General features: G+C 68.4%; 20 protein-coding genes and 1 pseudogene. 20 read left to right on the top strand and 1 reads right to left on the bottom strand.

Annotation, left to right across the window (positions count from 1 at the left end; translation table 11 throughout):
- The first annotated feature begins 7 nt into the window (after positions 1-7).
- The 16 genes and pseudogenes from BLU62_RS16390 (at position 8) to BLU62_RS16315 (ending at position 19,734) form a co-directional block, all read left to right on the top strand.
- Entirely contained in the window at positions 8-1,576 is a 1,569-nt protein-coding gene (locus tag BLU62_RS16390) for a carboxyl transferase domain-containing protein (protein ID WP_074850726.1), read from the top strand.
- Between the two features lie 56 nt (positions 1,577-1,632).
- A pseudogene (locus BLU62_RS16385) lies at positions 1,633-3,692 on the top strand (acetyl/propionyl/methylcrotonyl-CoA carboxylase subunit alpha).
- Between the two features lie 158 nt (positions 3,693-3,850).
- Positions 3,851-4,996 carry an acyl-CoA dehydrogenase family protein gene (locus BLU62_RS16380; protein ID WP_074850724.1) on the top strand — a complete coding sequence of 382 codons (1,146 nt, stop codon included), beginning with the start codon at positions 3,851-3,853 and terminating at the stop codon, positions 4,994-4,996.
- A gap of 11 nt (positions 4,997-5,007) precedes the next feature.
- Positions 5,008-5,508, top strand: coding sequence for a MaoC family dehydratase (locus tag BLU62_RS16375; protein WP_074852950.1), 501 nt, complete (start codon positions 5,008-5,010; stop codon positions 5,506-5,508).
- 5 nt (positions 5,509-5,513) lie between these two features.
- Positions 5,514-6,434 (top strand): HpcH/HpaI aldolase/citrate lyase family protein, encoded by a 921-nt coding sequence (locus BLU62_RS16370; RefSeq protein ID WP_074850722.1) that lies wholly within the window; start codon positions 5,514-5,516, stop codon positions 6,432-6,434.
- Between the two features lie 73 nt (positions 6,435-6,507).
- Positions 6,508-8,163 (top strand): AMP-binding protein, encoded by a 1,656-nt coding sequence (locus BLU62_RS16365; RefSeq protein WP_074850720.1) that lies wholly within the window; start codon positions 6,508-6,510, stop codon positions 8,161-8,163.
- The gene (locus BLU62_RS16360; RefSeq protein ID WP_074850719.1) at positions 8,160-10,127 is read left to right on the top strand and encodes an acetoacetate--CoA ligase; all 1,968 of its coding nucleotides are present in this window, start codon (positions 8,160-8,162) and stop codon (positions 10,125-10,127) included. The genes BLU62_RS16365 and BLU62_RS16360 overlap by 4 nt, the downstream gene beginning before the upstream one ends.
- A 215-nt stretch (positions 10,128-10,342) precedes the next feature.
- Positions 10,343-11,491, top strand: coding sequence for a DUF5336 domain-containing protein (locus tag BLU62_RS16355; protein WP_074850717.1), 1,149 nt, complete (start codon positions 10,343-10,345; stop codon positions 11,489-11,491).
- A 175-nt stretch (positions 11,492-11,666) separates the two neighbouring features.
- The gene (locus BLU62_RS16350; RefSeq protein WP_074852949.1) at positions 11,667-13,196 is read left to right on the top strand and encodes a cell division protein PerM; all 1,530 of its coding nucleotides are present in this window, start codon (positions 11,667-11,669) and stop codon (positions 13,194-13,196) included.
- A 45-nt stretch (positions 13,197-13,241) separates the two neighbouring features.
- On the top strand, positions 13,242-13,865 hold the full coding sequence (gene purN / locus BLU62_RS16345; RefSeq protein ID WP_074850715.1) for a phosphoribosylglycinamide formyltransferase: 624 nt from the start codon (positions 13,242-13,244) through the stop codon (positions 13,863-13,865).
- Positions 13,862-15,436 carry a bifunctional phosphoribosylaminoimidazolecarboxamide formyltransferase/IMP cyclohydrolase gene (purH, locus tag BLU62_RS16340; protein ID WP_074850713.1) on the top strand — a complete coding sequence of 525 codons (1,575 nt, stop codon included), beginning with the start codon at positions 13,862-13,864 and terminating at the stop codon, positions 15,434-15,436. Before purN ends, purH begins: the two co-directional genes overlap by 4 nt.
- Entirely contained in the window at positions 15,423-16,166 is a 744-nt protein-coding gene (locus tag BLU62_RS16335; protein WP_074850711.1) for a sulfite exporter TauE/SafE family protein, read from the top strand. The genes purH and BLU62_RS16335 overlap by 14 nt, the downstream gene beginning before the upstream one ends.
- Positions 16,167-16,208: 42 nt before the next feature.
- Positions 16,209-16,838: a hypothetical protein gene (locus BLU62_RS31645; RefSeq protein WP_084811811.1), complete on the top strand. Its 630-nt coding sequence runs from the start codon at positions 16,209-16,211 to the stop codon at positions 16,836-16,838.
- A gap of 129 nt (positions 16,839-16,967) precedes the next feature.
- Complete coding sequence (locus BLU62_RS16325) at positions 16,968-17,837, top strand: ABC transporter permease (protein WP_074850710.1); 870 nt, start codon at positions 16,968-16,970, stop codon at positions 17,835-17,837.
- 6 nt (positions 17,838-17,843) lie between these two features.
- Positions 17,844-18,914: a taurine ABC transporter substrate-binding protein gene (locus BLU62_RS16320; protein ID WP_074850708.1), complete on the top strand. Its 1,071-nt coding sequence runs from the start codon at positions 17,844-17,846 to the stop codon at positions 18,912-18,914.
- Positions 18,895-19,734, top strand: a complete 840-nt coding sequence (locus tag BLU62_RS16315) for an ABC transporter ATP-binding protein (protein WP_074850706.1) — start codon at positions 18,895-18,897, stop codon at positions 19,732-19,734. Before BLU62_RS16320 ends, BLU62_RS16315 begins: the two co-directional genes overlap by 20 nt.
- Here BLU62_RS16315 and BLU62_RS16310 read toward each other — a convergent pair.
- On the bottom strand, positions 19,706-20,881 hold the full coding sequence (locus BLU62_RS16310; RefSeq protein ID WP_074852947.1) for a Cmx/CmrA family chloramphenicol efflux MFS transporter: 1,176 nt from the start codon (positions 20,879-20,881) through the stop codon (positions 19,706-19,708). The two genes, BLU62_RS16315 and BLU62_RS16310, sit on opposite strands and share 29 nt — an antisense overlap.
- 504 nt (positions 20,882-21,385) lie before the next feature.
- Here BLU62_RS16310 and BLU62_RS16305 point away from each other — a divergent pair.
- From BLU62_RS16305 to BLU62_RS16290, 4 genes are all read left to right on the top strand, one after another.
- The gene (locus tag BLU62_RS16305) at positions 21,386-22,309 is read left to right on the top strand and encodes a TauD/TfdA dioxygenase family protein (RefSeq protein ID WP_074850704.1); all 924 of its coding nucleotides are present in this window, start codon (positions 21,386-21,388) and stop codon (positions 22,307-22,309) included.
- 153 nt (positions 22,310-22,462) lie between these two features.
- Entirely contained in the window at positions 22,463-22,846 is a 384-nt protein-coding gene (locus BLU62_RS16300; protein ID WP_074850702.1) for an ArsR/SmtB family transcription factor, read from the top strand.
- On the top strand, positions 22,843-23,337 hold the full coding sequence (locus BLU62_RS16295) for an SRPBCC family protein (protein ID WP_074850700.1): 495 nt from the start codon (positions 22,843-22,845) through the stop codon (positions 23,335-23,337). Before BLU62_RS16300 ends, BLU62_RS16295 begins: the two co-directional genes overlap by 4 nt.
- A gap of 4 nt (positions 23,338-23,341) precedes the next feature.
- Complete coding sequence (locus tag BLU62_RS16290; RefSeq protein ID WP_074850699.1) at positions 23,342-23,905, top strand: DinB family protein; 564 nt, start codon at positions 23,342-23,344, stop codon at positions 23,903-23,905.
- Positions 23,906-23,930 lie beyond the last annotated feature (25 nt).

Raw genomic sequence — 23,930 nt, 5'->3', positions numbered from 1 at the left:
GACCAGCATGATCGACGGCTTCCGGGCCGCGCACCAGCAGAATCTCGACCTGCTCCACCAGCGTCTGACGACCGTGGCCGCCGGCGGTGGGGCCAAGGCGCGCGAGCGCCACGTCTCGCGCGGCAAGCTGCTGCCGCGCGACCGCGTCGACGGCCTGCTCGACGTCGGGTCGCCGTTCATCGAGGTCGCTCCGCTCGCCGCGTTCGGGATGTACGACGACAAGGCTCCGGCCGCGGGCGTCATCGCCGGCGTCGGCCGGGTGGCCGGTCGGGAATGCATGATCGTGGCCAACGACGCCACGGTCTCCGGCGGCACCTACTACCCGGTGACGGTGAAGAAGCACCTGCGGGCGCAGGAGATCGCGGCCGCCAACCGGCTGCCCTGCATCTACCTCGTCGACTCCGGCGGCGCGATGCTGCTGCAGCAGGACGAGGTCTTCCCGGATCGCGACCACTTCGGCCGCATCTTCTTCAACCAGGCGACCATGAGTGCGGCGGGCATCCCGCAGATCGCGGCCGTCCTCGGTTCCTCGACCGCCGGTGGCGCCTACGTCCCCGCGATGAGCGACGAGACGGTCATCGTCCGCAACCAGGGCACGATCTTCCTCGCCGGCCCGCCGCTGGTGAAAGCCGCGACCGGCGAAGACGTCTCGGCCGAGGACCTCGGCGGCGGTGCGATGCATTCGTCGGTCTCCGGTGTCACCGACCACCTCGTCGACAACGACCAGCAGGCGCTCGCCAAGGTCCGCGAGATCGTCGCCACCCTCGGTCCGCGTGAGGCGCCGCAGTGGGAGACCATCCCGTCGCGCGAACCCCTCCGCCCGCAGACCGACATCTACGACGTGGTGCCCACCGACTCGCGCACCCCGTACGACGTGCGCGAGGTCATCGAGATCATGTGCGACGCCGGTGAATACACCGAGTTCAAGGCGAACTACGGTACGACGCTCGTCACCGCCTTCGCCCACATCCACGGTCATCCGGTGGGCATCATCGCCAACAACGGTGTGCTCTTCAGCGAATCCGCCCTCAAGGGAGCGCATTTCATCGAGCTCTGCGACCAGCGCCGAATCCCGTTGATCTTCCTCCAGAACATCACCGGGTTCATGGTCGGCAAGGCCTACGAGCAGGGTGGTATCGCCAAGAACGGCGCCAAGATGGTCAATGCGGTTGCCTGCGCGCGCGTCCCGAAGTTCACCGTCATGGTCGGCGGCTCGTTCGGTGCCGGCAACTACTCGATGTGCGGCCGCGCCTACTCGCCGCGGTTCCTGTGGATGTGGCCCAATGCCCGCATCTCCGTGATGGGTGGCCCGCAGGCCGCCGACACGCTGGGCACCGTGCGCCGCAACCAGATCGAGCGGTCCGGGGACACCTGGGCGGCGGAGGACGAAGAGGCCTTCAAGGCGCCCATCCGCGAACAGTTCGAACAGCAGTCCGACGCCTACTACTCGACGGCCCGACTCTGGGACGACGGCATCGTCGACCCCGCCCAGACCCGCACGCTCCTCGGCCTCGCGCTCGAGACGGCGCGCTACGCCCCACTGGCCGACCCGCGCTACGGCGTCTTCCGGATGTGAGAGCGGAGTCCGAGATGCAACCGAGTTCACCCACGACGACAGAGGACCTTCAGACCGTGAGCACCAGACCCATTCGCAGCGTCCTGGTGGCGAATCGTGGTGAGATCGCCTGCCGGGTTATCGACACGCTGCGCCGCTTGGGAATCCGCAGTATCGCCGTCTACTCCGATGCCGACGCGCACGCACGTCACGTCCGCGAGGCCGACGTCGCCGTCCGGATCGGACCGGCCGCGGCGGCGCAGAGCTATCTCGACATCGCCGCCGTGGTCGACGCCGCGCGCAAGACCGGCGCCGACGCCGTGCACCCCGGCTACGGATTCCTCTCGGAGAACCAGAAGTTCGCTGCCGCGCTGGCGGAGGCGGGCATCGTCTTCATCGGCCCGCCGGCCGAGGCCATCGCCACGATGGGCGACAAGATCACCGCACGCGCCGCGGTCACCGAGCGCGACGTACCGGTGGTCCCCGGCCTCTCGCGTCCCGGTCTCACCGACGAGGATCTCATCGCCGCGGCCCCGACATCGGCTTCCCCGTCCTGATCAAGCCGAGCGCCGGCGGCGGCGGCAAGGGCATGCACCGCGTCGCCGACCCCGCGGAACTGCCTGCGGCACTGCAGCGGGCACGACGCGAGGCCGGCGCCGCATTCGGTGACGACGCACTGTTCCTCGAACACTTCGTGGACACCCCGCGCCACATCGAGGTACAGGTTCTCGCCGACACCCACGGCAACGTCGTCCATCTCGGCGAACGCGAGTGCTCCCTGCAGCGCCGCCACCAGAAGGTCATCGAGGAGGCGCCGTCGGCGCTGCTCGACGCCGAGACCCGCGCCCGGATCGGCGAGGCGGCCTGCGACGCCGCGCGCAGCGTCGGCTACACCGGCGCGGGCACCGTCGAGTTCATCGTGTCGGCGCACAAGCCGGACGAGTTCTTCTTCATGGAGATGAACACCCGGCTACAGGTCGAACACCCGGTCACCGAGCTCGTCACCGGAATCGACCTGGTGGAACAGCAGATCCGCGTGGCCCGCGGCGAGGTGCTCGGCCTGGTCCAGGACGACATCACGCTCACCGGCCATGCCATCGAGGCCCGCGTGTACGCCGAGGATCCGGCCCGTGGCTTCCTGCCCACCGGCGGCACCATCGAACATCTCGTCCCTCCCGACTCCTCGCCGGGCAGCGGCGTCCGCGTCGACTCCGCCATGCTCGAGGGGCTTCGCGTCGGCAGCGACTACGACCCGATGCTCGCCAAGATCATCGCGCACGGCAGCGACCGTGAGGAGGCACTCGAACGCCTCGACCAGGCGCTGGCGCACACCCGCGTCCTCGGTGTCGTCACCAACATCGACTTCTGCCGTTTCGTTCTGCGTCAGCAGGCCGTCGTCGACGCCGAGCTCGACACCGAACTGCTCGACCGCCTGGTCGTCGACTACGCGGTGCCGCAACCGGCCCCGGAGGCGCAGGTCCTCGTGGGCCTCGCCCGCATCGGAACCCGGGACCGCGGTGACGTCTGGTCCTCGGCGGTGGGCTGGCGGGTCGGCGCACCCACGCCGGTGAGCACCAGGCTGGTGAGCGGCGGACACCACTCCACCGTTTCCATCCGCGTCGAACATGCTGATGCGCAGTCGATCTCCGGGTCCGCGACGGTCGTCGTCGAAGGTGTCGACGGGGCGGAGGGCGAGTCGTGGACCGCCGACGTCGTCTACCTCCCCGCGCAGCCCGGTGGCGGACGCGACTCCGACCGGCTCATCGTCGACGGCGTCAGCCAGTCGTGGTCGTCGACGCTGATCGGCGAATCCTGGTGGGTGTCCGGCCCATCGGGCTCCTGGGTCCTCGACCTCGCCCGCCCGATTCTCGACGAGGCGGCCGACGAGCGGGCCGGCGAGATCGCCAGCCCGATGCCGGGCACCGTCGTCGCCGTCGGCGCCGCGTCCGGCGACGAGGTGACCAGCGGGTCGCCGGTCGTGGTCGTCGAGGCGATGAAGATGGAACACACACTCACCGCGCCGGTCGACGGGACCGTCGACATCACGGTGGCGGTCGGTGACAAGGTGGATGCCGGACAGGTTCTCGCCGTGGTGACGCCTGCGGAGAGCCGGGAGCCCGTTCCCGCCCCTTCGTGACGGCCCTCCGCAAGCTCCGGGCCTCCTCAGGGAGCGGAGGGGTGCGAGGATCGCAAGCGACCGGCCCCCGCTCCCTGAGGTGCGAGGAGCGCAAGCGACGAGCCTCGAAGGGCTCGCAACCAAACCGAACCGAACGACACGAGTGAACAGGACTCCCAATGGAACTCACGCAGGAGTACACCGACCTCATCGCAACGGTGCGCGACTTCGCGCAGACCGTGGTGGCGCCGGTGGCCGCGAAACACGATGCCGACCACACCTTCCCGTATGAGGTCATCGCCCAGATGGGCAAGATGGGCCTCTTCGGTCTGCCCTTCGACGAGAAGTACGGCGGCATGGGCGGCGACTACTTCGCGCTGGCCCTCGCGCTCGAGGAACTCGGCAAGGTCGACCAGTCGGTCGCCATCACGCTCGAAGCCGGCGTGAGCCTGGGCGCGATGCCGATCTACCGTTTCGGCACCGAGGAGCAGAAGCAGCAGTACCTGCCCGACCTCACCGCCGGTACCGCACTCGCCGGCTTCGGCCTCACCGAGCCGGGGGCCGGCTCCGACGCCGGTGCCACCGCGACCACCGCCCGCGACGATGGTGACTCGTGGATCATCAACGGCGGCAAACAGTTCATCACCAACTCGGGCACCGACATCACCTCGCTGGTCACCGTCACCGCGGTGACCGGGGTGAAGGAGAACGGCAAGAAGGAGATCTCGACGATCATCGTGCCGTCGGGAACCCCCGGGTTCACCGCCGAACCGGCCTACAACAAGGTCGGCTGGAACGCCTCCGACACTCATCCGCTCACGTTCACCGATGTGCGGGTGCCGAAGGAGAATCTGCTCGGCGAGCGTGGGCGCGGCTATGCCAACTTCCTGTCGATCCTCGACGAGGGCCGCATCGCGATCGCGGCGCTCGCGACCGGTGCCGCGCAGGGCTGCGTCGACGAGAGCGTCAAGTACGCCAAGGAGCGTCAGTCGTTCGGCAAACCGATCGGGGAGTACCAGTCGGTGTCCTTCGCCATCGCCCGGATGGAGGCGCGAGCCCATGTGGCCCGCACCGCCTACTACGACGCGGCGGCGAAGATGCTGGCGGGCAAGCCCTTCAAGAAGGAGGCGTCGATCGCGAAGCTGGTGGCCAGCGAGGCCGCCATGGACAATGCGCGCGTCGCGACCCAGATCCACGGCGGCTACGGCTTCATGAACGACTACCCGGTCGCCCGTCACTACCGGGACTCGAAGATCCTCGAGATCGGTGAAGGCACCACCGAGGTGCAGCTGATGCTCATCGCCCGAGAGTTGGGATTCGCATGACCGACAGCGACATGGGTGGCGGGGAACAGGCACCCGTGAGCCGCGTGGTCCAGCGTGGACTGTGGTTCGAGGAGTTCATCGAGGGCACGCTCTACGAACACCGGCCCGGCCGTACTGTGACCGAGGCCGACAACGTGCTGTTCACGACGCTCACCATGAACACCCAGGCCCTGCACCTCGACGCCGCGTGGTCGGCCCGTCAGCCCGGTTTCGGTGGGCAGCGTCTGATCAACTCGATGTTCACGCTGTCGACGATCGTCGGCCTCTCGGTCAGCCAGCTCACGCAGGGCACACTGGTCGCGAACCTCGGTTTCACCGAGATCGCGTTCCCCGCTCCGCTGTTCGCCGGCGACACGCTGTACGCCGAGACCCTGTGCACCGGTAAACGTGAATCCCGGTCGAGGCCGGGGGAGGGCGTGGTGAACTTGACCCACATCGGACGCAATCAGCACGGCGAGGTAGTCGCGCGAGCCGCGCGGGCCACGCTGGTACGCAAACAACCTACGGAGTGACGACGATGTTCTTCGACGGACCCGCCGACAACTCGCTCGTGAGCGGAGCGAATCTGGGCGATTCCCAGCTGGCCAACGCCTGGTTACCCGCCGGGCCGGCGCTGCTGTTCTGCCCCGCCGACCGGCCCGAGCGTTATCAGAAGGCCCTCGATCGAGCCGACGTCGTCATCCTCGACCTCGAGGATGCGGTGTCCCCGGAGAACCGCGCGGCGGCCCGGGAGGCGTTGATCGCCAACCCGATCGACCCCGACCGCACCATCGTGCGGATCAACCCGGCCGGTACCGGCGATTATCGCCGTGACCTCGCCGCGGTCTCCGAGACCAACTACCGGGTCGTCATGCAGGCCAAATCGGAGGACGTGGTGTCGATCCTGGACACCGCGTTCCAGACGATCGCGCTGATCGAGACACCGCTGGGCGCGACCCGCGCCAACGACATCGCCGCCACCTCGAACTGCATCGGACTCATGTGGGGCGCAGAGGACCTGGTCGCCGGGCTCGGCGGGACGTCGAGCCGGTTCGGTCCCGACGAGCCGCGCGCCGGGGAGTACCGCGACGTCGCCGCCTGGGTGCGGTCGATGGTCCGCATCGCGGCCGCCGCGCACGGCAAGTTCGCCGTCGACTCGGTGCATCTCGACATCGACGACGTCGACGGCCTGATCGCCGAGGTGCGGGACGCGGTGGCGCTCGGGTACACCGCGACCGCGTGCATCCATCCGTCGCAGGTGGAGCACATCCGGGCCGGCTACCGGCCGTCCGAGGAGTCGATCGCGTGGGCACGCAAGGTCCTCGACGGTTCCGCCGAACACGGCGGCGGGGTCTTCAGCCTCGACGGCCAGATGATCGACGGTCCGGTGCTCCGCCAGGCCGAGGTGGTGCTGTCCCGGGTGGCCGAACAGGCCACCGCCACCGCCGACGAATCCTGATCCACGTCTTCCGACACCCGTCTTCCCGACACACCCTCGCCTTCCCGACACCACCGAGAAACCGGAGCCCGCCATGAGCATTGACGCTCACGCCCAGAACCTCGCGCACACCCACGGGCCGCAGAGTCCTGCGCTTCTGACGGACACGATCGGCGCGACCCTGGCGCGGACCGTCGAACAGTACGGCGATCGCGTCGCGCTGATCGACGCCGCCGCGGGACGGCAGTGGACCTACACCGAGTTCCACCGCGACGTGAAGGCCTTGGCCGCAGGTCTGTTGCGGCTGGGCGTCGCGCCGGGAGATCGGGTCGGACTGTGGGCCCCCAACCGGTTCGAATGGGTGCTCACCCAGTACGCCACCGCCGAGATCGGTGCGATCCTGGTCAACCTGAACCCTGCCTATCGCCAGAACGAACTCGAGTACGCCCTCACGCAGTCCGGAACGAGCGTCGTCCTCGCCGCCGAACGTTTCAAGGACTCGGGATATGCGTCGATGCTGGCGGAGGCGCGCCCGAAGTGCCAGGAACTGCGGACCGTGGTGACGTTCGAGTCGCCGGAGTGGGCGGAACTGACCGCCGCGCCCTCCGCGGAGGAACTCGCCCGGGTGGCCGACACCGCGGCGTCGCTGTCCGCCGACGACCCGATCAACATCCAGTACACCTCGGGCACAACGGGATTCCCGAAGGGTGCGACCCTCTCGCACCGCAACATCGGGAACAACGGCTACCTCGTCGGTGAGCTGCTCGACTACACCGCCGACGACCGCATCTGCCTGCCGGTGCCGTTCTATCACTGTTTCGGCATGGTGATGGGAAACCTCGCCGCCACGAGTCACGGTGCGGCCATGGTGATCCCGGGCCCCGCCTTCGACCCGAAGGCCACGCTCGACGCGGTCGCCGAACATCGCTGCACCAGCCTGTACGGCGTGCCGACGATGTTCATCGCCGAACTCGCGCTCCTCGACGCCGCTCCGGACGGCTACCGTCCCGACCTCTCCTCGCTGCGCACCGGGATCATGGCGGGCTCGCCGTGTCCCGAGCAGGTGATGCGTCAGGTGGTAGAGCGCATGCACATGAGCGAGGTCTCCATCTGCTACGGCATGACCGAGACGTCGCCGGTGTCCACGCAGACCAGGGTCGACGACCCGCTCGAACTGCGTGTCACGACCGTCGGCCAGGTCGGCCCGCATCTGGAGATCAAGATCGTCGCCCCCGGGACCGGGGAGACGCTGGGGCGCAACGAGACCGGCGAGCTGTGCACGCGCGGCTATTCGGTGATGACCGGTTACTGGAACGACCCCGAGAAGACTGCCGAGGCCATCGACGCCGACGGCTGGATGCACACCGGCGACCTCGCCGAGATGGACGACGCCGGGTACGTCCGCATCACCGGCCGGATCAAGGACATGGTGATCCGCGGCGGCGAGAACATCTATCCGCGCGAGATCGAGGAATTCCTATACACCCACCCCGACATCCTCGATGCCCAGGTGATCGGTGTCCCCGACGAGCGGTACGGCGAGGAACTCATGGCGTGGGTCCGACTCCGCGACCACGCAGCCGATCTCACGGCCGAGGACGTCCGCGCCTTCGCCGACGGCAAGATCGCCCGCCACAAGATCCCCCGATATGTCCACGTGGTCAAGGAATTCCCCATGACCGTCACCGGAAAGGTTCGCAAGGTCGCGATGCGCGAAGAGGCCACTCACATCTTGGAGGACCTGAGATGACCGGTGCCGCCATGGAGCGGTTCCGCCGACACGTCGAGGAACGATTCGGCACGGGCGCAGCAGATTACGACGAACTGTGGTCGTGGTCGGTGCGGCAGCCGGCCCAGTTCTGGCGGGCGGTGTGGGAGTTCTTCGACCTCGATGCGCCGGCCGCCGAACCCCTGGGCGAGGGGGACGACGCCGTTCTCGCCGATGCGCGGATGCCCGGCGCCCAGTGGTTCCCCGGTGTCCGGCTGAACTACGCCGACCAGATCCTGCGCCACGCCGACCTTCCCGGTGCGGCGATCGTCGGCATCGACGAGACGGGTGAACGCTCTGAGATCGCCTGGTCGGAGCTGCCGGGAATGGTCGCCTCCCTGGCCGCGACGCTGCGGGCGCAGGGGATCGGCACCGGCGACGTCGTGGCCGCCTACCTGCCCGACATCCCCGAGGCGGTCGTCGCGTTCCTCGCCACCGCGAGCCTCGGCGCCGTCTGGTCCGGATGCGGGCAGGACTATGCGCCCCAGGGCGCCGCGAGTCGGCTGGGCCAGCTCCGACCGAAGGTCCTGTTCAGTGCCGGGGGTTACCGCTACGGCGGCAAGGACATCGACAAGCGTTCCGACAGTGCCGAACTGGCGGGCCTGCTCCCGGAACTCGTCGCGCACATCACGATCGGCGGGGAGGCCGGCGGTGCACCGGGGGAGGGGCCGGCCCTCATCGACTATGCCGACGCCCTCACCGTCGAGGCCGGTGAGGCGCAACCGGTCCTCGTGGACTTCGACCATCCCCTCTGGATCTTGTTCAGCTCGGGGACGACCGGACGACCCAAGGGGATCGTGCACGGTCACGGCGGCGTCGTCGTCGAACACCTCAAGGCGGGGGCGCTGCACGGCGACCTGTCGTCGGACGACGTGTTCTTCTGGCAGACCGCACTGAGCTGGATGATGTGGAACTACCAGGTCGCCGGTCTGCTCTGCGGGGCCCGGATCATCTGCTACAGCGGTTCTCCCCTCTACCCGGACGCCGACAAGCTCTGGCAGATCGTCGCCGACGAGAAGGTCACCTACTTCGGCACCTCGCCCGGACAGCTGCAGGCCTCACGCAAGGCCGGTCTCGAACCGGGCCGCGACCACGACCTCGCAGCCCTTCGAACACTGGGCAGCACCGGTTCTTCGCTCGCCGCCGACCTCTTCACCTGGGTCGACGACCACGTCAAGCGGGGACTGCCGATCTCGTCGATCAGCGGGGGCACCGACATCGTCTCGGCCTTCGCCGGCGGATCGATCGGGGTACCGGTGGTGCCCGGAGAACTGTCGGTCCGCTATCTCGGTGTGGCGCTCGAGAGTTGGGCCCCGGACGGCACCCCGCTCGTGGGCGAGGTCGGCGAACTCGTCGTCACCGCACCGATGCCGTCGATGCCGGTGCGCTTTTGGGACGACCCCGACGGCACCCGCTACCGGTCCGCCTACTTCGACCATGAGTGGGAGGGCCCGACGGCCCATCCGGACGGGCCGGTGTGGCGACACGGCGACTGGGTCACCGTGACCGAGCGCGGCTCACTGGTCATCCACGGCCGCAGCGATGCGACGTTGAACCGGCACGGAATCCGCATGGGATCGGCCGACATCTACGAGGTGGTGGAGGCCCTCGACGAGATCGCCGAGGCGTTCGTCCTCGGCGTCGACGGACCCGGCGGCGCCTACTGGATGCCGCTGTTCGTCACCCTCGTCCCCGGCGCGGTTCTCGACGACGCCGTCGTCGCCCGGATCGCCGCCGCGGTCCGCGACCGGTTGTCGAAACGCCATGTGCCCGACGAGGTGATCGAGGCACCCGGGATCCCGCACACCCGGACCGGCAAGAAACTCGAGGTTCCGGTCACGGCGATTCTGGCCGGCCGATCCGAGGTCAACATCGATCCCAAGTCGGTCGACGACTACTCACTCATCGACTGGTACGCCGAACAGGGCCGAGCTCACCGCTGGTGATCGTTGTGGACGGTCTCGCCGTTGTTCGGCTCGCCATGAGTAGCGTGGAGATCGTCGTCGACGCGATCGACGTCGAATCGTTCATGTGACCCGCGGGTCACATGTACTACCGTGGGCCGGGAGTTGTGCCCGTCGGGGCGGTGACGGCCGATCGGCGTCATCACCGGCGCGCGACCTGAGCCAGATAACCCAGACGAGCCGACCAGGAGATCGCCATGACGTATCCATCGGGGGGCTACGGGCAGCAGCCCGAGTCCGGCCAGTCCTACGGCCAGTACGGGAGTCCCTCGGGCTACCCGCAGGCCGGTTCCCAGAACACCGGATCGCAGGGGTCGCCGACCTCCGGTTCGGACCAGTACGGCCAGCAGTACCCGCAGAGTGGCCAGCAGGGCTACGGCCAGAGCCCCCAGCAGCAGGGCTACGGCCAGTCCTACGGCCAGCAGGGCTATGGCCAGTCCTACGGCCAGCAGCAGGGCTATGGACAGCAGGGCTACGGCCAGCAGGGCTACGGCCAGTACGGCTACTCGCAGCAGCCGGTGAAGCCGCCGAGCCAGGGCCTGCCCGCGATCACCCCGACGATCCTGGCCGGTGTGATCGGTCTGTTCGGTCTCGTCGTGCTGTTCAGCGGCTTCCTCGCCGCCGCGCAGGCCTACGACTTCGAGGTGCAGCTGTTCCAGACGCAGTACAACGCCCCGTACGCGCTGGTGGCCGTCGCCGGCGTGCTCTCGCTGATCTCGCTGATCCCCGGCGCGAAGGTCGCGGCGGCACCGATCGTGGCATCGCTGACCGTCACGGCGTTCCTGATCACGCTGTTCCAGTTCCTCAGCGTCGACGACAACGCCTCCGGCGCGATCGTCCTGCTGATCTTCTCGCTGCTCTCCGCGGTCCTCGCGGTCGTGTGGCTGCTCGTCGAGGCGAACGTCATCAAGGTGGCCCCCGCGGTGGCGGCCCCGTCGTCGGCCACCGGACCGATCGCGACCGCGACGTCGGCCACCGATGCGTCGGCGGGCCAGCAGACCGCTGGGCAGGGACAGGGCGATGCCCAGGCCTCCGCATACGGCAGCGGCCAGTCGCAGTACGGCCAGCAGTCGTCGGCGACCTACGACCCGTCCGCATACTCGCAGGCGTCCGGAGCCGGCCAGAACGGCTACCCGGGATCGGGCGCCCAGTCGGGCCAGGCCTCGGCGCACGGTGAGTCCGGCTACGGCGGCTACAGCCCCGGCCAGTACTCGGCAGGCGCCTCCGGTTCCCCGGCCGGTGGCGGTGCGTCCGCGAGCGCGTCGGAGTCGGACACCGGTCCGGCCGCCGATCACTCGACCACGGTCTTCCAGAAGCCCGAACCGCCCAAGAGCAGCGGCAGCTGATCGCGTCACGACTGAGCAGCGGCAGCTGACCCAGGCAGTCGAGAGTGCCCCGCCGACACGAGTCGGCGGGGCACTCTCGTATCCGGGGGCGGGTGCCCGGTGACGTGAAACGCTTTCCGTCCCATCGCGGCGCGTCTCCGACAGCCCGGGCGCCGACCGTGCCACGCTCATGACGATGCCCACCTTCAGGCCCGACTCGACCGCGGAGAACCTCGCGTCGCAGCTGCGTGCACTGCGGCGATCCCGTCGTGCCCAGCGCGACTCCGTCGAGGGTTCGGCCCGGCAGCTGGCCGTGGTCGCGTTCACCGTTCCCGCCCTCGCCCTGGTCACGCTGGTGGTCGTGATGCTGACGGTGCTGCTGCTCGCGGGCAGCGGTCTCACCGGCCTGCCCAGTGCGATCGCGTCGAGCTGGCTGGCGATCCATCAGGTGCCTGTCACCATCAGCGGCGTCACGATCGGCGTGCTCCCGCTGCTGCCGACCCTGGTCGTCGCGCTCGGCACCGCCCGCCTGACGACCCGCGCGATCGGCGGCGGACCCGCGCAACGATCAGCCCACGACCTCTTCGACGTCGGTGCGGTGGTGTGCTCGGCGATCGTCGGTCCGCTGCTGATCACCGCCATGTCGCTGGCCATCGTGATGGACGGCGGATCGGTACTCCCGGTGGAGACGCCCAACGCGCTGATCGCCTTCGCCTACACGATCGGCATCCACGGTGGTGCGTCGCTCGCCGGCGTCACGTGGGTGCGGCGGCACGACTTCGCGGCCCGGTGGGGGATGTCCTACGCCGACCGCCGCGGCTTCAAATACGGTCTCGTGGCCGTGCTGGCGCTGATCGTCGCCGGTGCGGTGCTCGTGTGCCTGCGCATGCTGATGCGGCACACCCAGATCGGCGAGCTGATCGAGACGGGCTACGACTTCGACGGTTTCCTCGGGCTCAGCCTGCTGTCGCTGATGTACCTTCCGAATCTGATGGTCGGCGCGTCGGCGGTGCTCCTCGGTTCCGACGTCCAGATCGGCGCGATGACCGTCGACCTGTTCACCGTCCGCGGGGGAGCGGTCCCGCCTGTCCCCGCTCTCGCCGTCCTGCCCGACGGAACCGGGGCCGGCAGCTGGGGTTTCCTCGGCCTGGTCGCCCCCGCCGCCGTGGCGGCCTTCGTGGCGTGGCGCTGCCGAGACCTCAACCCGGTCGCACATGTGCGGTCGATCGGGGTGGCCGCCGCCGTCGCCGCATCGGCCATGGCGATCCTGACCGCGACCGCCGGCGGATCGCTGGGCGAGTTCGGTGACGTCGCGGTCACCGTCTCCGCGGCCGGCGTCTTCACACTCGGCTGGATCGCGGTGATCGGCATCCTCCTCGCACTCGTCTACGCCTTCCTGCCGTCGACCCGGGCAGCCCGGGCCGCCGTCGGGGACGAGTACTTCGACGATCCGGACGACCTCGGCTTCGAGGACGAATACGTCATCGTCGCCGACCTCGACGAGGACGACGACTACGTCGAGTACGCCGAGGCGGAGGTCGAGTACGGAGACGACGACGCGGCCGAATACGACGACGCCGACTTCGGCGATGCAGACCACGAGGACCCGGCGTACGAGGAGTCGGAGTACGACGACGCGGTCGAGGACCTCGACGACAGCGATCTCGTCGACGATGCCGACTACGACCTCTACCCCGGTACACCAGGTGCCGGTCGCCGGCGCTGAGACCCGACGAATTTTGCTCGACGTGCTGCCATTAGGCTCGCAGGCGTGATATCGGAGACCGCGCCTGCACGCACCCCTGTCGTGGTGATGGCGTCTGGTACCGGTTCTCTGCTCGAGTCGCTGCTCGCCCGTGCCGCCGCCGACGACGCCCCCTTCTCGGTCGCGGCCATCGTGGTCGACCGCGCCTGCCGGGCCCAGGAGATCGCGCAACGCAACGAGATCCCGCTGATCACCTGCCGCGTCGCCGACCATGCCGATCGAGCGGCCTGGGACTCGGCGCTCACCGACGAGGTCGCCGCGTTCGATCCGGGCTGGGTGGTCACCGCCGGTTTCATGAAGATCCTCGGGCCTGCCTTCCTCGAACGCTTCGGCGGGCGGATCGTCAACAGTCATCCCGCGCTGCTGCCGTCGTTCCCGGGCGCACACGGTGTGCCCGAGGCCCTCGACTACGGCGTCAAGGTGACCGGTGCGACCGTCCACCTCGTGGACGACGGCGTCGACACCGGCCCGATCCTGGCGCAACAGGTGGTCACGATCGACGATGACGACACCGTCGACACCTTGCACGAACGCATCAAAACGGTCGAGCGCGTGTTGCTCGCCGAAGTGGTGACCGCACTGGTCACCCGTGGAGTAGTCATCGATGGACGAAAGGCCCGCATCCCGTGAACGCACAGCCCGCTGACAGCGCCCGCCGACCCATCCGGCGCGCTCTGGTGAGTGTCTACGACAAGAGCGGCCTGGCCGACCTCGCGACCGCACTCCAGGCCGCCGGCGTGGAGATCGTCTCGACGGGATCGACCGCCAAGACCATCGCCGACGCCGGAGTCCCGGTCGTGGAGGTCTCGACCCTGACCGGCTTCCCCGAGTGCCTCGACGGCCGGGTGAAGACCCTGCACCCCAAGGTCCACGCCGGCATCCTCGCCGACACCCGCAAGGACGACCACGTCGCGCAGCTCGCCGATCTGGGCGTCGCCGCATTCGATCTCGTCGTCGTCAATCTCTACCCGTTCACCGCGACCGTCGCCTCGGGCGCGACCCCCGACGAGTGCATCGAGCAGATCGACATCGGCGGCCCGTCGATGGTGCGCGGCGCCGCCAAGAACCACCCGTCGGTGGCCGTCGTGACCAGCCCCGACGACTACGCCCTGGTGACCGAGGCGATCTCGGTCGGCGGCTTCACTCTTGCCGACCGGAAGAAGCTGGCTGCCAAGGCATTCCGCCACACCGCCGACTACGACGTGGCCGTCGCTTCGTGGATGTCCAGCGTCGTCGCACCCGAGGACGATTCGCAGTTCCCGGCCTGGGCCGGTGCCACCTGGAACCGTTCGGCCGTCCTGCGTTACGGCGAGAACCCGCACCAGGCCGCCGCTCTGTACGTCGGCAACGCCGGGGACGGTGGCCTCGCCACCGCCGAGCAGTTGCACGGCAAGGAGATGAGCTACAACAACTACACCGACGCCGACGCCGCCTGGCGCGCCGCGTATGACTTCGACGCCCCCGCGGTCGCGATCATCAAGCACGCCAACCCGTGCGGCATCGCGGTCGGCGCCGACATCGCCGAGGCACACCGCAAGGCCCACGCCTGCGACCCCGTCAGCGCCTACGGCGGCGTGATCGCCGCGAACCGCGAGATCACCGTCGAGATGGCCGAACAGGTCGCCGAGATCTTCACCGAGGTCATCGTCGCACCGGGCTTCGCCGACGGCGCGCTGTCGGTGCTCACCCGCAAGAAGAACATCCGCGTGCTGGTCGCGACGCCGCCGTCGGCCACCGGGATCGAGACCAAGCCGGTCTCGGGTGGACTGCTCATGCAGCAGCGCGACGTCATCGACGCCGAGGGTGACAACCCGGCCAACTGGAACCTCGTCGCCGGTCCGCCCGCCGACGCCCAGACGCTCGCCGATCTCGAATTCGCATGGCGTGCCTGCCGTTCGGTGAAGTCGAACGCGATCCTGCTGGCCTCCGGCGGCGCATCGGTGGGCGTCGGCATGGGACAGGTCAACCGCGTGGACTCCGCACATCTGGCCGTTCAGCGTGCCGGTGACCGCGCCGCGGGGAGCGTCGGCGCGTCCGACGCCTTCTTCCCGTTCCCGGACGGTCTGCAGGTGCTGCTGTCCGCGGGCGTCAAGGCCGTTGTGCAGCCGGGTGGTTCGATCCGTGACAAAGAGGTCATCGAGGCGGCCGACGAGGCGGGCGTGACGCTCTACCTCACCGGGGCACGCCATTTCGCTCACTGATCTCGCGCTACTGGTCGTCGCCGGTTTCGGCGCAGGCCTGATCGGTTACATCACCGGACTGGCGTCCATCGTCAGCTACCCCGCACTTCTCGCGGTCGGTCTCACCCCGATCGCGGCGAACGTGACCAATACGGTCGCACTCGTCGCGGTCGGGGTGGGCAGCACCGCGCAGTCGGGTAGGGCCCTGCTCGACGGCGATCGCCGACGGTTGGTCATCGGGTTGATCGTGGCCCTGTTCGGCGGAACCGTCGGCGCTGCACTGCTTCTCGTCACGCCTGCCGACGCCTTCGAGGTACTCGTCCCGTTCCTGGTGGCGATCGCTGCCATAGCGCTTCTCGTGCAACCGGTTCTGCGTCGCTGGGCGACCTCGCACGCGGAACGGCCGTGGGTCTTCATCCTCGGCCTCTTCCTGATCTGTATCTACGGCGGCTACTTCGGTGCCGGCGCGGGCATCATGATCCTGGCCCTGATGCTGGTGGTGACCAGCGAACCGCTGTGGCGTGCAGCGCTGTCCAAGTCGGTGTTCCTGGGTGTCGCCAACGCCGTTGCGGCGGTGGGCTTCATGATCTTCGGTCCGGTCGACTGGTGGGCGGCACTCGCGATGGCGATCGGTTGTCTCTTCGGCGGCTGGTGCGGCCCGCCGGTGGTCAAGCGCCTGCCCGCGGGTCCGCTGCGGATCGTCGTCGGACTGTCCGGCATCGGCCTCGCGGTGTGGCTGGCGGTCAGCTGAGCGACGTATCGTCGAAAGCCGCCACAGGAAACGGGGAGGCACATGACGAGTTCTGCCGGTGACGAGTGGAGCGCGGCCTATCCGCGCATGCGTCTGTACGGCTTCGCCTTTGACGGCACCGGGTACGTCGCCGAAATCATCGAACACGACGGTTACGACGTGGAGACGGCCATCGAGGACGGTGACTATCACTTCACCGACACCGGCAAACTGTTCTCGCTCGCCGTGACCGGTGAACACGGCACGTCGGAGCCGACGTGGTTGCTCGGCGGTGACTACCGCGTCCGGCCCACCTCCCGCGCCGAGCATCGGCGGCGTCGTGACATGCAGCAGCGCTACTTGATGTCGCGTTCCCGACTAGGCGAACCCATCGTGCTGCCCGACGGGCTCCGCGTGGTGCGGATGTTTCCGGAATGGGGTGGTGCGGGGCCGCTGTGGGAGAGCTTTACCGACAACTATCCAGCTGATCCGTCGAAACTCGGGATCTCTGTCACGCTGGCCGATGAGCTCGAATCCTGGAACGACCACTGGAATGCGCGGGACCCAGAGGACGACCTGCCCGATGCTCGGGAATGGCTGGCCACCGGACGTCACCTGTACCACCGAGTTCAGGATGAGCTCGACGGAGTCGCGGAGGTCGTGCCGGAGTTCGACGCCGGCGACCCGCTCTGAGTCTGTAACGGGTCTGGCGGCGGTGATCAAACCACACCGGCTCCGCGAATCACGCATGGCGTCGGCTTTTCCGTCGCGACGACGATAAGTCTGGTTTCCGACGACATCTCAGGCCTCTAGACATGCACGGTGACCTTGTTCGTGGACATCGTTCCCGAGGACGCGCCGGGGGGCCGTTCCGAACCGAAACCGCCTGGTGGATCATCGCGTCTGCGATCGATCGCGACCCGATCCGGCCTGCCGCTGCTGTCGGTCCTGGTGTTCGGTGTCGTCTGGCAACTCGTTGCGGTGAGCGGGATCTGGAGTGAGACGTTCGTCCCACGTCTGGGAACCGTGTGGCAGGCCTTCGTCGACATGTCGACCACGCACAACGGAGTGCGCGGCTACGCCGACTACTACTGGTGGGAACACCTGTACATGACGCTGCGCCGCGTGTTCGCGGGCGTGGTGATCGGCGTGATCCTCGGTGTCCTGCTCGGACTCGCGATGGGTACCGTCGGCTGGCTTCGACGCCTGCTCGAGCCGTGGCTTACGTTCCTGCGAGCGCTGCCGCCGTTGGCCTACTTCTTCCTGCTCGTCATCTGGCTCGGCATCGACGAGGCACCCAAGATCACCCTGCTCGCACTCGCTGCGCTGCCGCCGGCGGCGGTCGCGACGACCGCTGCGGTCAGTGCCGCGCCGGTGGCGTTGATCGAGGCGGCTCGAGCACTCGGCGCCTCGCGGACAGAGGTCATCCGCGACGTCGTCGTGCCGTCGGCGCTGCCGGAGACCTTCACCGGGATCAGGCTGTCGGTCGGCATCGCGTACTCCTCGGTGGTCGCCGCCGAACTGTTCAACGGCATCCCCGGAATCGGTGGCGTGGTCAAGGACGCCAGCAACTACAACAACACCCCCGTCGTCCTGGTCGGCATCATCGCCATCGGTCTGTCCGGACTGATCATCGACGGGCTCCTTCGAACAATCGAGCACCGAGTGGTGCCGTGGCGCGGAAAGGTCTGACACGCAATGACAATCGAACTCAGGGGAGCGGGTAACCGTAGGGGAGCGCGCTCGGTGAGCGCACTGCTCGGAGTGCTGGCCGCAGCGATGCTGGTACTCGCCGGGTGCTCGGTCGACAACTCCGAGGACAGCAGCAAGCCGACGATTCGCCTTGCCTACCAGTCGTTCCCGAGCGGCGACCTGATCGTCAAGAACAACGGCTGGCTCGAGGAAGCCCTGCCGGACTACAACATCAAGTGGACCAAGTTCGACTCGGGCGCCGACATCAACACCGCCTTCGTCGCCAAGGAGATCGACTTCGGCGCCATCGGCTCGAGCCCCGTCGCCCGCGGACTGTCCGCGCCGCTGAACATTCCGTACGAGGTCGTCTTCGTCCTCGACGTCGCCGGCGACAACGAGGCGCTGGTCGCCCGCAACGGCACCGGGATCAACACGATCGCGGACCTGAAGGGCAAGCGCGTCGCCACCGCCTTCGCGTCGACCGCGCACTACAGCCTGCTCGCCGCGCTGAACCAGGCGGGCGTCGACCCCAAGGACGTCGACCTGATCGACCTCCAACCGCAGGCCTCGCTGGCCGCATGGCAGCGCGGTGACGTCGACGCGGTCTACACCTGGCTGCCCACGCTCGACGAACTCCGCAACGACGGCACGACGATCATCGCGAGCCGTGAGCTCGCCACCGCGGGCAAGCCGACGCTCGACCTCGGCGTCGTCTCGACCGAGTTCGCCGACGCCCATCCGGAGGTCGTCGACACCTGGCGCAAGGTCCAGGCGCGCGCTCTCACCCTGATCAAGGACGATCCGCAGGCCGCCGCTCAAGCGGTTGCGGCACAGCTCAACACGACGCCCGAGGATGCAGCCAACCAGTTGGAGCAGGGCACCTACCTGACGGTCGCCGAACTGACCTCACCGACCTGGCTCGGTACCGAGGGCAACCCGGGCAACCTCGCCGAGAACCTGCACAGTGCCGCCGAATTCCTTGCCGAACAGCAGCAGATCCCGTCGGCGCCGCCGCTGAAGACCTTCCAGGACGCCATCTACACCAAGGGGTTACCGGGTGTCGTCGAACAGCAGTAGCCAGGTCGTCGATGCCGACCGGGTCGCAACACCGACGAGCGGCCGGACCGGATCGATCGGTCTGCACGGCGTCACGCGGACCTACGGCTCCGGGGCCGACGCCGTCACCGCTGTCGGTCCGGTGGACCTCGAGGTGCCGCCCGGTGAGTTCCTCGTCCTGGTCGGGGCGTCGGGTTGCGGGAAGTCGACTCTGCTCCGGTTGATCGCAGGCTTCGAACCCGCGACCTCCGGGCAGGTCGAGGTCTCCGGCAGGGTGCCGGTCCCCGGTGTGACCGCCGGCGTGGTGTTCCAGCAGCCGAGGCTGTTCCCGTGGCGGACCGTCGGCGGCAACGTCGATCTCGCCCTCCGGTACGCGCGTATCCCCAAGGCGGAGCGAGCTACTCGTCGTGACGAGTTGCTGCACCGCGTGGGGCTCGACGACACCGCGGACCGGCGGATCTGGGAGATCTCGGGCGGACAGCAGCAACGCGTCGCCATCGCGCGGGCGCTCGCCGCCGAGACGTCACTGCTCTTGCTGGACGAACCGTTCGCGGCGCTCGACGCGCTGACCCGCGAACGGCTGCAGGAGGATCTGCGGGCGGTGAGCACGGATTCGGGACGAACGAACGTGTTCGTGACCCACAGTGCCGACGAGGCAGCCTTTCTCGGCACCCGGATCGTCGTGCTCAGCCGACGACCGGGGCGGGTGGCCCTCGACCTCACCTCCCCGTTGCCGCGGACCGGGGCGACACCCGACGAGCTGCGTGGATCTCCCGAGTACGCCGCGCTGCGCGCCGAGGTGAGCGCGGCGGTCAAAGAGGCGGCAGCCGCGGAGCGATGATCGACAGGAGAGGCAGGGCGAGCAACAGCGCTGCTCCGGTCGTCGAGGCTGCCACCCAGACCGGGCCGAGGTCGCCCACCTTCGTGTCCAGCGAAGCTGCAGCGAGAACCGGGCCGACGGTTGCTCCGACGTTGAGTGCCGCGGTGGCGTAGGAGCCACCCATCGTGGGTGCCTCTGCGGCAGCGTAGAGCACGCGCGTGATCAACGTGCTGCCGACCGCGAAGCCGAGGATGCCCTGGATGAGCACCAGCGGGAGCAACACGGCCGGGTTGGTCGCGACGACGGCCAACGTGATCCAGCCCAACACACGCAGCCCTCCGCCGGCGACGACGAGGAGCTGCGGGCGCCCGTCGGAGAACCGGCCGCCGATGGTGACGCCGAGGAGGGAACCCGAGCCGAAGAGCATCAACGCCACCGAGACCCACCATCGGGTGAGCCCGGCGGTGTTCGTCACGATCGGCGCAAGGAACGTCAGCGTCGCGAAGGTACCGGCGTTGACGAGAGCGGCCAGCGGCATCGGCACGACGAGCCGAGGCGAGGTGAGCTGCACCAGTTCCGAACGCAGGGTTGGAGCAGCCGCCGCATCCGGCGATGCTTCGTCGGCTCGGTTGGCGAAGCCCTTGGCGATGCCTACGGCTGCGGGAACACAGAGCAGTGCAATCGCCCAGAACGTCGACCGCCAGCCCAGAGCGGCGCCGAGCAGCGCACCGGCGGGAACACCCACGACAGTGGCAACAGTGGTGCCGGAGAGGAGGACCGCGACAGCGTGTCCCTTCTGGTTTGCGGCCACCAGTCTGGTCGCTGTGCCCAGCGCGATGGCCAGGAAACCGGCGTTGGTGAAGGCCGCGAGTACGCGAATGGCGACAAGGACCGTGAAGTGCGATGTCAGCGCGCCCACACCGTGCAGCAGTGCAACGACGACGACGCAACCGAGGAGCGTCGCCCTGGTGGGCAGGCGACGGGTGACGGCGGCCATGGCGGGCGCGCCGACGACCATGCCCGCGGCGAAAGCCGACGTCAGCAGACCCGCGGTACCCACTGGAACGCCGAGACCGGCGGCGATGTCCGGCACGAGGCCGGCGAGCATGAATTCGGAAGTGCCCATGGCGAAAACCGCCAGGGCAAGGACGTAGAGAGCAATCGGCATCGAGAAACTCCGAGGCGAGAGAACGAACAGAAGACGTCTCGTCACCGCGGTCGGCACCCGAACGGAACCCGAGGTCGCGCCGCGCATCATGCGGCCGACGGGGCTAGGAGATCAAGGGTTCTGGGGGCTGACGGCGTGACCGAAAGCCCCCCGGGTGTTTGTCTCGGGGCTCGACATGCGACTCATCTTATCCAGCACGCCGAAGGGCCGAGTCGTCGAGTCGCCCTGGCAGCAACACCATGCGCAGCTTTTTTCCCAGCCTGGGCCGAACCCTGTGCGGGCGGGCGGCGGGGGATTAGACAGTATGGGTGTCCGTTTCCGCACCCCCCGCCCCGCACCGCGACTGCTCGTCGAGCATGTCGTGTACCGGGCCGGCGGCCGGGACGGAATCGATGCGTCTGATGACACTCCACTCGATGAACTGGTCCGACGGATCCCACCACGGGTCCCCGCCGGCGGCTGTTGCTCCACGCCACCTCCAGCCATCCTCGAGAAGGAACCATCATGACCATCTCCCATCCCGTTTCTGACGTCCGCACCCCTGCCGTTCGGGCCGCTGCACCAGTCGAGGGCATCGTCTCCTCGGGCGTCGAGCTCGACGTCGACGAGTTCGGCCCCAGCTTCGGAGCCGAGATCCGCGGACTCGACGTAGCCACCGCGTCGGACGACGAGGTGCGGGCCATCCGGGCGGCGCTGATCGACTACAAGGTCATCGTCCTGCGGAATCAGCAGCTCGACGACGCCTCGCACATCGAGTTCGGGAATCGACTGGGCGAGCTGACTTTCGGGCACCCGGTGTGGGACAGCGGTGACGTCCCGGACGAGGTGTACGAACTCGACAGCGCCGACAACGGTTTCGCCGACGTGTGGCACACCGACGTGACGTTCATGCCGCGTCCGCCGTCGGGGTCGATCCTGCGTCCGGTCGTGTTGCCGCGCAACGGCGGTGACACCAACTGGGCCGACGCCGAACTCGCGTATCGGTCACTGTCCGAACCGATCCGACGCCTCGTCGACGGTCTCACCGCGGTGCACGACGGCAGTCGCGAATTCGGCTACTACCTCAAGCAGCGCCGTGATGGACGCGGAAATGCCTGGGACGGCAAGGAGGTCACCGAACTCGTGCCGGTGAGCCACCCGGTGGTGCGGGTGCATCCGGAGACCGGCCGCAAGTCGCTGTTCGTCAACCCTGGCTTCACCTCGCACATCGAGGGCGTGTCGGAGGCCGAGAGCCGCGGAATCCTCGACCTGCTCTACGCGCACATCACCAAGCCCGAGCACATCGTCCGCCACCGCTGGCGTCTCGGCGATCTCGTGCTCTGGGACAACCGCAACACCCTGCACTACGCCAACCGCGACTACGGCGACAACCGTCGGGTCATGCACCGCATCACGCTGCGGGGCGACGCGCCCGTCGGACCGGCCTGAGCCGTCCTTCGAGATCCCGATGACGTTGTGCCCGGAAGCCGGGCACAACGTCATAGGGATTATTTTTGCCGTCGTATTCAACCAAGGGGTTGACAACGATCCGCGGCGGGGCGCATCGTTGTATTCAACCAAACGGTTGAGGAGGATGAAGAAATGGCAGACGAGCTGTCCAAGGTGTTCGCCGCACTCGCGGACCCCACCCGGCGCGACATGGTCGCGCGGCTGGCGGTCTCCGACGCGACGGTCAGCCAGCTCGCCGAGCCCTACGACGTCAGCATCCAGGCGGTCTCCAAGCATCTGAAGGTGCTCGAGGACGCCGGCCTGGTGACCCGGACCCGGGAGGCGCAGAAACGTCCGGTCCATCTGGAAGCAGAGGTGTTCGACCTCATGACCAAATGGATCGAGCGGTACCGACAGCGGGCGGAGGAGCGCTACCAGCGTCTCGACGTACTGCTCGCCGAGATGAACGACGGCCCGGAGGCGGAACGTCCCGAGGGCGAGAACGGCACGACACTCAAGGAAGGAAAGGCATCATGACCGCAACCCAGACCCGCTACCCCGAGGCCGCGATCGAAGCCGACAAGGAGGTCCCGATCATCCGGATCACCCGCGACTTCCGCGGGACGCCCGCCCAGCTGATGAAGGCCCACACCGATCCCGAACTGTTCGTCCGGTGGATCGGCCCCGACGTCATCGAGAGCCGCATCGTCGAGTGGGACGTCCGCGACGGCGGCAGCTGGCACTACGTCTCCACCCATGAGGGCCAGGAGTTCGGGTTCCGCGGCTGCTTCCACACGGTGGGCGAGGACAAGATCGTGCAGACCTTCACCTGGCTGGGAATGCCCGACCAGGTGTCGCTGGAGACGCTGTGGTTCGAGGATCTGGGCGACGGCACGACGCGCCTGCACGCCCAATCCCTCTGCGACAGTTTCGAAGCGCGCGACGGGTGGCTGTCCTCCGGCATGGAGGTCGGCGTCAACGACGGGTACGCCGCCATCGACAAGCTGCTCGCGGCCGGCGAGCTGTAGAACCATGTCACTGACCGAACTCGACGCGGCCGACCGGCACCGCGAGGTCGCAGCCGGTTTCGCCGACATCGTCGCCGGCGTCTCCGACTGGGACGCGCCGGCGCCGGTCGACGGCTGGGTGGCCCGCGACGTGGTGGCCCACCTCATCGACTGGTTCACCGGATTCCTCGATGCCGGAGGCATCACCGTGCCGGACGGACCCGCGGTCGCCGACGATCCGGAGGGGGCATGGTCGGCGCATGCGGCGGCGGTGCAGGGACTGCTCGACGGACCGTCGGCGGGGGAGACCTTCACCCATCCGATGGCGGGGGAGCATCGCCTCGCCGACGCGGTCGACCGGTTCTACACGGCCGATGTGTTCATGCACTCCTGGGACCTCGCCCGCTCGCAGGGCGCGACCCCCGACCTCGACACCGCCTATGCGCAGGTGCTGCTCGACGGGATGATCCCCATCGACGACCTGCTGCGACAGTCCGGTCAGTACGGACCCGCGGTCGAGGTGCCGATCGACGCCGACGCCGTCAGCCGCCTGATGGGCTTCGTCGGGCGCGACCCCACTGCCGGCTGAGCCGGTACCGAGCGCAGCGAGGCAC

Origin of the sequence: Gordonia westfalica (genome assembly GCF_900105725.1) — a bacterium.
Classification (GTDB): Bacteria; Actinomycetota; Actinomycetes; order Mycobacteriales; family Mycobacteriaceae; genus Gordonia; species Gordonia westfalica.
This window is presented reverse-complemented; position numbering and strand designations above follow the sequence as displayed.